This is a genomic window from Janthinobacterium lividum (assembly GCF_011601275.1).
Classification (GTDB): domain Bacteria; phylum Pseudomonadota; class Gammaproteobacteria; order Burkholderiales; family Burkholderiaceae_D; genus Janthinobacterium; species Janthinobacterium lividum_E.
In genome coordinates, this window is sequence record NZ_JAAOLY010000018.1 from 1 (window position 1) to 12,119 (window position 12,119).

At 53.0% G+C, this 12,119-nt stretch carries 10 protein-coding genes and 1 pseudogene; 3 read left to right on the forward strand and 8 right to left on the reverse strand.

All coding sequences use genetic code 11. The features are described 5' to 3' along the window. On the reverse strand, positions 1-2,845 hold a 2,845-nt coding region (locus tag GYK42_RS23255), incomplete at its 3' end, for an FG-GAP-like repeat-containing protein (protein ID WP_240943753.1). A 573-nt stretch (positions 2,846-3,418) separates the two neighbouring features. Between GYK42_RS23255 and GYK42_RS29760 the strand changes: the two are divergent. Beyond that, positions 3,419-3,715, forward strand: a pseudogene (locus tag GYK42_RS29760) (hypothetical protein); the annotation flags it as partial. A 1,501-nt stretch (positions 3,716-5,216) separates the two neighbouring features. After that, on the forward strand, positions 5,217-5,756 hold the full coding sequence (locus GYK42_RS23260) for a hypothetical protein (protein WP_166449414.1): 540 nt from the start codon (positions 5,217-5,219) through the stop codon (positions 5,754-5,756). Between the two features lie 1,263 nt (positions 5,757-7,019). Here GYK42_RS23260 and GYK42_RS23265 read toward each other — a convergent pair. The 3 genes from GYK42_RS23265 to GYK42_RS23275 all read right to left on the reverse strand — a co-directional run bounded on the left by GYK42_RS23265 (position 7,020) and on the right by GYK42_RS23275 (position 9,551). Continuing rightward, a complete protein-coding gene (locus tag GYK42_RS23265; RefSeq protein ID WP_166449415.1) occupies positions 7,020-8,321 on the reverse strand; it encodes a Y-family DNA polymerase in 1,302 nt (433 codons plus the stop codon). A gap of 1 nt (position 8,322) precedes the next feature. After that, a complete protein-coding gene (locus tag GYK42_RS23270; protein WP_166449416.1) occupies positions 8,323-8,796 on the reverse strand; it encodes a LexA family protein in 474 nt (157 codons plus the stop codon). 71 nt (positions 8,797-8,867) lie between these two features. Continuing rightward, positions 8,868-9,551 carry an SOS response-associated peptidase gene (locus GYK42_RS23275; RefSeq protein WP_166449417.1) on the reverse strand — a complete coding sequence of 228 codons (684 nt, stop codon included), beginning with the start codon at positions 9,549-9,551 and terminating at the stop codon, positions 8,868-8,870. 113 nt (positions 9,552-9,664) lie between these two features. Between GYK42_RS23275 and GYK42_RS23280 the strand changes: the two genes are divergently transcribed. After that, positions 9,665-10,597 carry a hypothetical protein gene (locus tag GYK42_RS23280; RefSeq protein ID WP_166449418.1) on the forward strand — a complete coding sequence of 311 codons (933 nt, stop codon included), beginning with the start codon at positions 9,665-9,667 and terminating at the stop codon, positions 10,595-10,597. 1 nt (position 10,598) lies between these two features. Here the strand turns inward: GYK42_RS23280 and GYK42_RS23285 are convergent, their stop codons facing one another. Genes GYK42_RS23285 through GYK42_RS23300 form a run of 4 tightly spaced genes read right to left on the reverse strand, consistent with a single transcriptional unit; the run spans position 10,599 to position 12,035 of the window. Continuing rightward, a complete protein-coding gene (locus tag GYK42_RS23285; protein ID WP_166449419.1) occupies positions 10,599-10,883 on the reverse strand; it encodes a hypothetical protein in 285 nt (94 codons plus the stop codon). After that, positions 10,880-11,275, reverse strand: coding sequence for a hypothetical protein (locus GYK42_RS23290; RefSeq protein WP_166449420.1), 396 nt, complete (start codon positions 11,273-11,275; stop codon positions 10,880-10,882). Before GYK42_RS23290 ends, GYK42_RS23285 begins: the two co-directional genes overlap by 4 nt. Then, on the reverse strand, positions 11,272-11,709 hold the full coding sequence (locus tag GYK42_RS23295) for a D-Ala-D-Ala carboxypeptidase family metallohydrolase (RefSeq protein ID WP_166449421.1): 438 nt from the start codon (positions 11,707-11,709) through the stop codon (positions 11,272-11,274). Before GYK42_RS23295 ends, GYK42_RS23290 begins: the two co-directional genes overlap by 4 nt. Beyond that, positions 11,706-12,035 (reverse strand): hypothetical protein, encoded by a 330-nt coding sequence (locus GYK42_RS23300; RefSeq protein ID WP_240943755.1) that lies wholly within the window; start codon positions 12,033-12,035, stop codon positions 11,706-11,708. The genes GYK42_RS23295 and GYK42_RS23300 overlap by 4 nt, the downstream gene beginning before the upstream one ends. Positions 12,036-12,119: the final 84 nt, after the last annotated feature.

Here is a 12,119-nt window from a genome sequence, read left to right on the forward strand (position 1 = left end):
AAGGACGCTGTACCTTGGCGCTGGTGGCGCATGGGGCGCCGGGGGTGGCTGCCTCCTGCGCGCCGGCCGCCGCTGTTTTATCGCAATAGATAAAGGTACTGCGGCTGAGCAGTGGCGCGGAGGGCTGATCCAGGGCCCCACGGCGCGTTTCGCTCATGCTGGCCGGACCCGGATTGGGGCCTTTCTGGATGTTCTGCGTGGTGACGGTCAGGTACTCGTCGTTGGGCGCCGTATTCTGGATCGCGTTGCTGCGAAATCCCAGCCAGCCGCGGCCATCGTAGGCCATCTTCATGCCGGTGTAGGCATACTCGGTCTTTTGCAGGGTACCGCCAAAGCCGGCATTGGCCGTCACGGTGGCCACGACATAGGTCGGCGTGAGCACGTCGGCCATGGGGTACACGGCGGCGTCAGGGCTACCGCGATCGCTCTTGTAGCGCGGGCCCAGGCTGCCGGTGTTCGGACTGGTCAGGAGTACCCAAGTCAGGGTGGTTTTCAGTCCCGTGCCGGACGTAACGGAGATCAATTGGTCGGCTGGCGTGATATCGGTGCGCACGAACAGCGAGTTATAGGCGCCGGGAGACGGATAGGAAAGGCGCAGGATCTCGGTGGTGCCGCTCCCTGTGAAGTCACCCAGCAGCATGATGGTCTTGCCGTCGCTATGTTGCAGTTGCTGGGTGATATTGAAGGTATCCGAACGTCTAAAAGTTCCATCTCCATTGCTCAGGAAGACAGTATTCCTGCTGGTATCGTCGCCCCAGCGCAGGATATCGGTACGTCCGTCTCTGTCCATGTCCACGGTCTGAAAATAGGAAGAGTGATTGGAAATGCCAAGGCTGCCGGGTACATATGGGGGAAATAACATCAGTTCATCCCCAGCAGAGATTAAATTGAAATTGCTGATCTCTTTTAAGCTTTTGGTTGAATCAGATACCCACAGATGCTGTAGTGGCATCATATGATTTGGCCATACGCAATCCATCTTGCCATCGCCATTGAAATCTAGCGGGTTGTTACAGCTATCACCGAGCGCCACATATTCAAAATCTCCATTTCCTTTAGATAACCACCCTCCAGAATCTACTGCCAGATCGGGCAACCCATCGCCATTCAAATCAATCACAGTCGGCGATGCATTTCGCAAATTAATGGTTGTCGTATACACGGAACGATGCGCAATATTGGTCGATGCTTCGATAAATCCCCCACTTGCCTGTCCCAGATACAAGCGAGTACAGATAACAGTGGCACAGGCTTGATCGCCTTCTGGTGGTTTATTTGTGCGTGGATACGCGGGAATGATGCTTGCCACAATATCGAGCAAACCGTCGCCATTCGCATCAATCACATGAAAAACGTTTCCCTGCGTCGCGGAATATGACACTGGCACAGTTGGCTGGCCATTGTCCATATCGCCACCACAGTTTCCGCGAATGCAATGTTCTTTGACTACACTCGCCTTAATGCTAAAATCAATTCCAGCAATGTCCACCGACCTGAAAGAGCCATCGCCTTGCGACAGGTACAGGATATTGCGCACCACACCGCAAGATGTGCTCTGCACAGACGTTGTCTGCATTGTGCGCAAGATATCGCTTAAACCGTCACCATTAAAGTCCGCCACGATACTTCTGTAACAGCCATCGCTCTTGAATAAATTCTGATCAGTGATATTAAGCCTGCCGGAAGGGGAAAAATTTCCTTGCCCTGTACTTTCATACAAGCGGTTTTCTCCAGGGTTATCCGACCAGCGCAGGATATCGGTACGGCCACTGCCAAAGAAGCTGCCCACTACCGCGCCATAATGCCCGAGGCCAGGCAGCATTTTTTCATTTACCAGAGGGCCCGAGCTAAAGTTGGCGCTCTGGGAATAGGCAAGCCCCCCCCCTTGGCTATAATTGAAGGTGGTCGCTGGTAGGCATTTTTGCTCATTGGAGCCAGTGCATTCGGAAATTTTGACAACACGACTGCGCCCGCTACGCAGTCCTTTGTCGTATGATAATTTCATCACCTTGGTACGTATGGCGCTCGCCGGCTGGGTGGCTTGAGCCGCTGGCCAGTTGATATAGGTATGAATTTTCTGCAGCAGGCGCACGCTGACATTCTTCGCGCCGTTATGGTAAGTCTCGGCACGATCCTGCGCCTGGTTCGGTGTATCGGGCCGATCGGCATATTCAAATACCACACGGTTCATCGGCGCTTGTGCCGCTGTGCCCGTATAGCGGATTTCCGTCAAATTCCATTCGTGGCCGGGGCCACCTCCCGTCTGGCTGCCCCAGGCGATGTCACGCTGTTCATATTGAAAATCGATATAGTTGCCAACGGTATCGGTAATCCGACTCACGGGCCAGGCTGTCGCTACCTGTCTGGTGGTGGCAGAATAATTTCCGTCGGCATCGACTGGTGCATTGGCGATGATGTTCGCATTGGCAGTGGCATTGCCATTCACGCCGTATTCGTAAATCTGCCCGCTTTTGGTCCACACTTTGAAATAGGCGGGACCATTCGCCGGATTGCCCCCGGCCATGCCATATGCCCGAATACGCGCATACATGTCTTTCTCCGTCCTGTACTCGCGCACGAAACCACTTCCGCCCAGGCTGTCACCGGGCTGGAAAGGCATGCTGTCCGGACTGAGTACTGCGCCGTCCGCATTCGTTTGGATCAGGCGTTGGCCATCGATGCATAATTTATCGTTGCCATTAAATCGGACAGGCACCACGCGGCCATCAATTTGCTTATTGCCAGGACAGCGGGTAATCATGGAGATTCCCTGCAATGTCCAGCCATACCCAACCGGACCATTGATGCTGCCGCCGCTGTACAACAGGCCAATATTCGGCGCCATGCCCCCGACACCGGGTGGCACTGAAATAGGTAAACTATAAGAAGGCGTTCCTCCAGCTGAAACAGACACCTGATTCGCGTGGCAGGCCTGCTGCGATATCAAAGTAAGGGCCACCACTACCATTCCGCACTTAACACTCTTCCGAACTAATGCATTCCAGCCAAAATCAAGTAGAAACGTCACGAAGTAGTCCTTATCGCCGTAAAAAATTCGTTGTAGCTTTTCACCTACTTATTTTAAGGTGGTCGAAAATTGCCATATTGTTTCAATAGTAACAATTTTCAGAATTACTTTCAAGGAATATTTCTAATTTAAAGTCCATACGAAAAGTTACTTTTTCTCTTGGATTTTTGCTCACGCAGAGATACTCCTGCTTTTGGAGCGCGCGTATAGTGAGGACGCGGCCACACCAGGTGTGACTCTTTGTTTATTATACTTACGATAACACTGGGTTTTTTCAAAGTTATTTCACTCTACTAGGCTATTTCCCCCCTGTTGGCGCATAAGATTGTCAGTAAATGACATCCTACCGATGCCACCAAGCACTGGAAACCGGCCCAGCACCGCCGCTAGGAGCTCGACACCCGCTGGACTAAAAAGCATGGCAAGTCCTACTTTGGTTACAAGATCTCGGCCAGCGCCGACAAGCGTTACAAGCTGGTCCGCAAGATCAGCGTTGAACATGTATTCGCCGGGCTAGCGCAGTTGGGCGGTAAAATCCTGCGCCGCATTGGTCTGGAGCGCGCTACGCTGCACTTAAATTTGAAGGTCGCCACTTACAACCTGCGGAGCCTGGTATATGTAAAGGAGGCGAGGATCGTAGCATTTGACGCCCGCAGTCCGTCTGGACTACTGAAACTGCTGGAGTAGCCCCAAAATGGCACACGGAAGTAAAGCACCCAAAGTGATTCGATGCGCGTTTAGCACCCACGATGTGCCGCCGACCAGAAAATCAGCGGTAATTCGAGGTTCCCTATAGATTAATCACGTATTCAAAAGTATAATAAATTTCCACATAAACAACCTCTTGAGAGATGATTTTTCGTTGAGAATATGAACCTCTTACATAAAAAATGAATATTACTGCCAATTTTTCAAAAATAAAATCTCTTCTTTTATTCCTTATTCTAGTAATATTTGACCCTCATGCGAGAGCTTCCGATATCTACATTGGCGATTTAACTATTAGCAAAATACGTGCCGTTGGCGAATACTACTCTCCAACATTTTCAAATACGATTGAAATTTGGTTTTCTTCACCATTAATTTTTCCAACTGGAACGAGATGCACTCCCAACAATTATCGTGTTCACGTCGATATAAAACATAAACATATTATCACTTCTGCCTATCTTGCGTTCGCGACAGGGAAGAAAATTAACATTAACATTGATGATCAATTACCAATTCGGGGCGGAGGGTGCGAATTATCGTATTTGGATATTTTAAATTAATGACGATGTTCTCGTCGAGAATTGACACGCCACAATTTTTAGGCACTCTTGAGTCATAATTCCAAAAAAGAAGAGGTAGTTACGAGTGGAAATCGGTCTACTGTAAATTTAAGTTAAAAATAGCCGAATAGCCGGTCGAACGCAGCCATTCAGGTCGCGGGAAGGCTTGGTATCGACGTTCTCGATATCCACCTGGCAGGTTCTGCCGCATTGGCGACGCGGCCGTTGCCTCGGGTAAACTGCACTATCCACCCTTTGGCGGCATGGTCTCCCCCCCCCAGTATGACGGACAATTTCGATAGGTATGATCTCACTATCGGAGGTATTACACGGGACGTGAAAGATGGTTATTTCTGAAGAGCTTTAGCGCGAAGCAGTCAAGCTGGTAGGCCAGCCTGGTGCAAATAAGACCGGTATCGCCCGCGACCTCGGCATTGGCGCTAACTCGTTGGGGCGTTGGTGCAGAGACGCCAATGTAGATGGGCAAGCGGGCGACGGAGAGAAGGTTTCCGGCCAAGAGCATGAGGCATGCGGCGTGAACTAGCTGCTTGTGTCCACCACCTTTTACTCGAATAATCGAAACCAACAAATTATGTAGCGGATTGCATCTCGCCAAATATCCTTGGGTAGCTCGATATTTTCGCTATCATGTTCCGCCGCATTAAAAACGAATTCACGAATTGCGAGGGAAGTAGGTCGAACTAGAAACATAATTTAAAATATTCATATACCGTCTGGCTGCTTTCCGCACAAAATAGGCGCACGGCCCCTATCCTCCATCAAAAACAGCAAGAGTGGAGCAGCAGCTTCCGTGGAATAAGGAGTTTTACGGAAACGCCGTTTGCGCAAATTGGGCGAACAAAATCTCGTTGAGGGGTGGTGTTACCGTCGAAATTTTATCGTCCTCACGGAAGGGGTTGACCGCCTTGGCTAAGCACGGCGGCGTCCGCATGTTCAATGATGAGAAAGCCGGGCCGCGTGATCGCCTAGGGCGACATGACAACTGGCCACCGCCATCTCTCGCTAGCCTGCTCGAGAAAAGAACGCCTGCGGATCAATCCGCATCAAATGCCAGCAGTATTGCTCTCTTGTTGAACTACAGAGAAAAGCGCATTCTGTTATCTAGCGATGCTCATGCTGATGTGATCTGCGAGGCACTGGAGAAATCCTGGCCTGGACGCAAGTTGCAGATCGACCTGTTGAAAATATCGCACCATGGTAGCCAAGCAAATACTTCTACGAGCCTCCTGAGCAGAATACAATGCAAGCGATTCGCTTTCAGTACAAACGAGAAAATCCATTCTCACCCCGATCAGATTGCAATCGCGCGCGTGATCGCGTCCATTTATAATCCCGAGCTTATTTTCAACTACGCCAACATGTGGACCAACCGATGGCGAAATCGCCCCGCGCTATGGCCAGTTTACCCGAACACTGATGCCCCTTTGTACGCGTAATTGTCGAGGCATTCACGTGTCGTAAGTTGAACATGCGGCCAAGTATGATTGGGTGAAGGACAGATCGACAATAGGATCGAGCAGGTAGACATCGCCTCGACGTTACAGTGTTCGAGTGTCGAAACGAAACGTTAACTGAACAGCACTAACCCAGAATGCGGATTTTCCGGTATTTTTTGACGTCATAGGGATACACACTTCTCTACCAAGCAATTGAAGTCCGGTACCCCGAAGCAACATACAGACCGCTTAACGCTCAGATGAGAAGCATCCCTCTGCGCGCTTATCCAGTAATTGTATTGTCTGTTGTCCGGCCTCGTCCAAGCGGGTCCGAAGCGGATTTTTCATGCTTTTTTCATACCAAACAAAAAAGGCCTACACTAGATCAGTGTAAGCCTTTGATATCAAACGAATTCTTGGTGGGAAGTGCAAGTTTCGAACTTGCGACCCCTGCAGTGTGAATGCCATTGCACATCCAAAAACGCAGTGCTCTCATAGGGGCGCTGACTTGATGGCAGTCATTGAAACGCCCAGAATTGCACTGAATTACACTGAGAATTACACTGAGATTTTCAGCCATTCGGTTTGCTGTGCGTCAAGCGTCGATCCGTGCGCGTTGCCATAATATATAAAAGCAAATCTTTTCTTAATATAATTATGCGTCACTCACTGCTCGTCGTCACTTTGTGCACTATGCTGACGCAGCAAGGCTGCACTGCTTCGCCCTCACTTTCTGACAAGCCGCCAAGCATCATTGGAATAGACAGCTTCGCCCTCGCCTCCCGCTACGGCACTCCCGCCGGCTACCAGCACCTGGGCGATTATCTGCAACTGAATTATGGCGGCACGGCTGCAGGTTGCCAGGTCATCGTGCTGGTCGACCAGGATCAGCGCGTGGCTGGTTGGGCATCGTCAGGCCCTATGTGCTCGCCCCGGGCTCGCTAACGTCACTACCTCGTGTTAAGGTCAATACGCGGCATTTCCACAATGCACGGCTCATCATCGAGCAGCACGCGTAGTTCCGCGCGGATAAGGCCCAGCTCACCTACACGCGGCCCAAGGCTGCGATCTACCTGGTCCGCCTTAGCCGCGACCTGTCTCAGGCGGTGAATCTCCCACAGCAATGCTCGAATATCTGGCGAATCGCTTCGTATCCGAATTTCCGTCAATTCCGCACTACTTAGAGGTTTTCGATGCTTGCCCATGTTTCTTCATCCATGCAAAACTTACAATTAAATAACGCCAAACCCAGCACCATTAACACTACTGCGCCCTCACCTTCGGAAGCTCCATCCAGTTCGTGGTGTACCTCGGCGTGCGGTTTTCCGACAACATTGCCCAGCGCCTGACTAGACCAGCAGATCCGAGGTGCACGGTGTCCCGGCCGAACCGTTCATTTAGCGCGTCCATTGCAGCCATTGTGCTCGCCGCTCTTGCCCGGTCCCGCCCGGCATCGAACAAGACTCCCTGGCGGCGAGTATCCGGCTGCAGGTCCATCAGCATGATCCCGGCTTTCTTGTATTTGAATCCATCTCGAAAAATCATGGCCAAGCCGTGCAGCGCTGCGCCGGCCAAAACGCGGTTATCGGCGCTGGGCTCGGCCAAGGGGATGGTGATGCCGTTGCTATATTGGCTGTCTTTTTCACGAAACCGGTTCGTCTGCACGAAAACATGAACGGCGCCGCATAGGGAACGCTGGCCGCGCAGCTTCTCACCGGCGCGCGCGGCGTAGGTAGATATCGACTCGCCCAGCTCGACCGCGGTCATGACCATGGAGCCGAAGGAGCGCGACGACACGATTTCCTTTCGGGGCGGCGCTACCTCTTCCAGTTCCAAGCAGGAAATACCGCGCAGTTCATTGCACGTGCGCTCGAGCACGACTCCGAAGTGCGCCCGCATGCCGCTGGGCGGCGCATCTTTCAAATCCTGCACCGTGTTGATGCCCATGCCGCGCAACTTGGAGCCAATGCGCCGCCCGACACCCCACACCTCCCCGACGTCGATACGCTGCAGCAGCCAGGCGGCCCGGGCATCCGACATGGTCGTGAAGTCGGCGACGCTATCGAATAAAGGAAATTTCTTTGCCACGTGGTTGGCCAGCTTGGCCAAGGTCTTCGACTGCCCTATTCCCACACACACGGGCAGGCCGGTCCACTGCGCCACCTTGGCGCGAATATCCTGCCCCATGGCTGTAGGCGACGTCCACAGGCCGCCGAGGCCGTTCAGGCTGAGAAACGATTCATCGATCGAGTAGACCTCGACATTGGGGCTGTAGGTCCGCAGGATGTCCATGATGCGATTGCTCATATCCGCGTAGAGCGTGTAATTTGAGGACAGCCCAACGATGCCGTGCTGCCGCGCCAGGTCGCGCATCTGGAACCAGGGCGTCCCCATCTGTACGCCCAAGGCCTTCACCTCGTTCGACCTGGCCACGGCGCAGCCATCGTTATTGGAAAGGACCACCACCGGCCGGTCGCGCAAGCGGGGATTGAAAGCACGCTCGCAACTGACATACATGTTGTTGACGTCGACAAGCGCAAAAATCTGCTTGGTCGGGTCGCCCATGTCACACCCGCAACTTTCGCACGACGCCCGTGACTACACCCCATATCTGCAACTCGCTGCCCTCGGCCAGGCAGATCGACTTGTACGCAGGGTTATCCGGACGCAGCTCTACCCTGCCACGCTGACAATACAGGCGCTTGAGGGTGTATTCGGCATCGATGACGGCAATGACAATGTGACCATGCAAAGGCGCGACGGAACGGTCGACCACAACTTTGTCGCCATCCAGTATGCCGGCGTCGCGCATCGAGTCGCCCTCGACCGTGAAAAAGAACGAAGCGGCCTTATGCTGCACCAGAAGCGCATTCAGGTCCAGGCCATCTTCGGTATAGTCGGCGGCCGGCGACGGGAACCCAGCGGATATCCGGTGGGAAATTTCCGGCCGGGCGCTGGGGATTGGGTACTGCGCAAGCGGCAAAGGCACCTGCGAGACACCCGGCTGGCTAGATTGAAGTATTAGTAATGTTGCATTCATGGCTGGCCGATATACTGTGTTTTTATACAGTATATCGACCGAAGCAAGAAACAGGAAGTATAAAATTGTTTCTATAAAAGGGAGTCAGGCGGCGTAGCATCAGGTTTCACCGTCGGCTTCGCTCTTGTCCGAGGAGGTAACGGGTCAGGCTGCGCGACCAGCAACTCTGCAGGATACTGCCGATAAACGTCCTCTTCCGACACCAGCGAGCCATCCAGCCAACCGTGGTACTGATCAGGGTCCAGGATCATCACCATGCGCTTTTCATCGTCAGGCTTGTGGAAGCGCTGCATCAGCGGGTGCCCGTCTGCGTTGATCGTCAGCATCGAGAACGACAGCAGCTGGTCCGCCGGCCGGTATTCCCATATGCCGGCAATGGCCACCGGCCCACCGTCGGCTCGTTCGATGCGCCAGCGCACGGGCTTGCCGGTTTCGTAATTGGGCTCGAAGAAATTGGAGGCCGGGATGATGCAGAACTGCTTGCGCTTCCAGGCACTGCGGAAGGATGGCTTGCTGGCCACTGTTTCCGTGCGCGCGTTGTAGGTCTGACGAGCCAGCTTGTGGTCGGCCCAGTGCGGAACCATGCCGAACATGGCCGGGGCGATTTCCAGTTCGCCGGGCGCTTCGTGAGAGCCGCGCAGGATTGGGGCCATGTACCCGGGCCATGCCTCGGGCGGGAGGTCGAGCAGCGGGTATCCAGTTCGAAAGCTTTCTTCGATCTGCTCCTTACGGCTGGGAGTGTAGTCGGCACACATAAAATTACCTTGCACTAAAACAACATTTTGATATTAAATAGCAGCAGAAACTCAATGCAAAAACGGACTACAGCATCTTTTATTTACATAAAACATCATCTAAATTAAATAAAATGAATATATATACAGAATATCCAAAATCAAAAACCACAGAATCTAGAATCTCTAAATTATTCGATCCAAACAAAAGTTTCTTACAGCTGCCAATAGTTTGGATATTTATTTCTATTTTTTTAATTATATCACTTGTGTGTGCAGCAATAATAATTCTAGAAACAGACCTTCCATTTCAGCCTGACGCAAATGGTTTCAATCATGCCGCAAATCAATTTCGCGTTCCCTTAGCAATTTCCACCTTGAGCATTCCATTTTTGGCCCTAATTGCTGCTACTCATAGATCAGAACAAACAAAAAGGCAAATGGCACTAACACAAGAGCAAATCGAAAGATCAGACCGTCAAATTAAAGTTGCATCACAACAAAACCTATTTTCAAATCATTTCAAAAACTTAGAAGAATTTATAAAAAATTGCAACCACCATGAAAATGGAAGCTCATACAAAATAAATTCACCAAGAAAATTTTATACGACAGCATATCCAAATTCAAAAGATGGAGATTTTGAGACTGACAATAAATTCTATCATGAATTCAATGATATTGCTGTGGAATTTCTAAACATTGGTTCTGGATTTAAATATGAGGAAAAAAATCTAGAAACAATAGCAAACATTAATAAATTAAGAAGCAGAAGTCTTTCAAAATTAAACATCCGCTACACGGAAAATAAAAGTGGAAGCTCACTTCCAATAAATGAACATGAACAAATTATAATTACTAATTCAAATTTAAGGGATTACATAATAACGTTTATTGACTACTTCAATTTTATAGATAGAATATTATCGTATGACACAAAATATGAAACGCCTCCCTTTGTTGATTTTATAATCAATATTGATACTCGACAGATTCCCGCGGAAACAATATCGAGGTTAACTTTTCGACCTTTCGCACTCGAAAGGAAAAAAGATCCTGCGGAATAATTTAATATCGAAGTGATAAGCAGCCCATTAGAATCGACTCCAGATCCGCTTCATATTTTCTACCGCGAGCCCAGTCCCGCGCCAGCGCCAAGATCGTCTCACCGTCCGTGGCGACTGGCGTCAGGCCGTCAATTTCGTAGACTGGGCGCTGCGGTTGCATCTTTACACATGGTGTAAAGACGGGGACTTCGACCAGCTGCGGCGCTGGAGGTGCGCTGGCGCAGCCGGCCAGCAGTGCAGCAAGAATAATTTTTGGAATAATTTGTCGCGCCATCCGGCGTTTCATCGAACGCCCTCCAGCAGCAGCCTGACGGCCGGCATAGCCTCGTCACAGGTCGTGGCGCGCGCGCCAGCGATCTGCGCCAGTGCCGCGTCGTACTTCTTGCCCTTGGCAGCGGCTGCCGCCTGTGCGGCCGCGCCGCGCTCCTGCGCCGCCAGGGTTGCCTTGGCCATGCCATCGATGGCGCGGTTCTGCTCGGCGATCGAGCTGCGCAGCGCAGCGCTGACGCCCTGCTCCCGCACCAGCGCCGCGCGCGCGGTGTCACGGTCGCCGGCGGCCAGCCACCAGCCGGTGCCGGTGGAGCTGGCCACCGCCAGCAGCGCGGCGGCCAGGATGATGGCCGCCGCCTTCCAGATGCCGCTGACGGCGCCGGCTGCCAGGGTGCCAAGCGCGCTCATACGATGCCCGCCACGTAGCTGACGCCGCCGCCAGCAAACTTGGCCGTCAGCACCTGGCGCCGCGACACGCCGGCCGACAGCGCGATGTGCACCCACGTGCCCTCGTAGATCAGCTGATCGAAGACGATACCGCTTTGGCGAATCAGCAGGGCCAGCGCCTTGGGCGCCAGCTTGGCCGTGCTGATATCGGCAGCCAGGCCCAGCACGTGGGCGCTGTTGGCCGCGCCACCCACGGCCTTGTTCAGCGCCGGCGAGCGGTAGCCGCTGGAAATAGTGATGGGCGCGCCCACCAGCGTGCGCACCTGCTCGAGCAGCGCGGCAAGGCGGGTAAGGTTGGCGACAATGGCGGGCGCCGGCGTGTTGTCGACGCCCTTGCGGGTGGCCACCTGCGAGGCGACCAGTTCGGCCAGGCTGAAATGTGGGCTCAGGTTCACAGGCCACCCCGCACATCCTTGACGGTGGCGGCCATGTCGCGCGCCAGCTCTCCGATATCCTTGTCCTTGCGCTTGTCGAACCAGCGCACCGTGGCGCCCAGCACCCACCAGGCCGGTAGACCAGCGGCCACCATCAGCGGCGCGGCAATGAACAGGAAGCCCAGCGCCGGGTCGCTGCCGTACAGCACGGCGACGGCGCGCGCGCTGTCGAACAGGCCCGGCATCCAGTTGCGCACGACCACGACCAGGGCCGGCCCCATCAGGGCGGAGAAGAGAATGGTGACGAAGAAGCGCACGCCCGCTTCCTTGGCGGTTTTTGGCCACATGAACATGAATCCCAGTGAAGTTGCGGCAGCGCCGGCCAGGACCGGGATGCCAAAAATTTTAATCAGTGCGCCGCCAGCGGCGGT

Excerpts from the sequence above, each read along its gene's own strand:
- GYK42_RS23265 (WP_166449415.1), bottom strand. The coding sequence starts at position 8,321 with ATGGGCGACCCGACCAAGCAGATTTTTGCGCTTGTCGACGTCAACAAC.
- GYK42_RS23270 (WP_166449416.1), bottom strand. The coding sequence starts at position 8,796 with ATGAATGCAACATTACTAATACTTCAATCTAGCCAGCCGGGTGTCTCG.
- GYK42_RS23275 (WP_166449417.1), bottom strand. The coding sequence starts at position 9,551 with ATGTGTGCCGACTACACTCCCAGCCGTAAGGAGCAGATCGAAGAAAGC.
- GYK42_RS23280 (WP_166449418.1), top strand. The coding sequence starts at position 9,665 with ATGAATATATATACAGAATATCCAAAATCAAAAACCACAGAATCTAGA.
- GYK42_RS23285 (WP_166449419.1), bottom strand. The coding sequence starts at position 10,883 with ATGAAACGCCGGATGGCGCGACAAATTATTCCAAAAATTATTCTTGCT.
- GYK42_RS23290 (WP_166449420.1), bottom strand. The coding sequence starts at position 11,275 with ATGAGCGCGCTTGGCACCCTGGCAGCCGGCGCCGTCAGCGGCATCTGG.
- GYK42_RS23300 (WP_240943755.1), bottom strand. The coding sequence starts at position 12,035 with ATGTGGCCAAAAACCGCCAAGGAAGCGGGCGTGCGCTTCTTCGTCACC.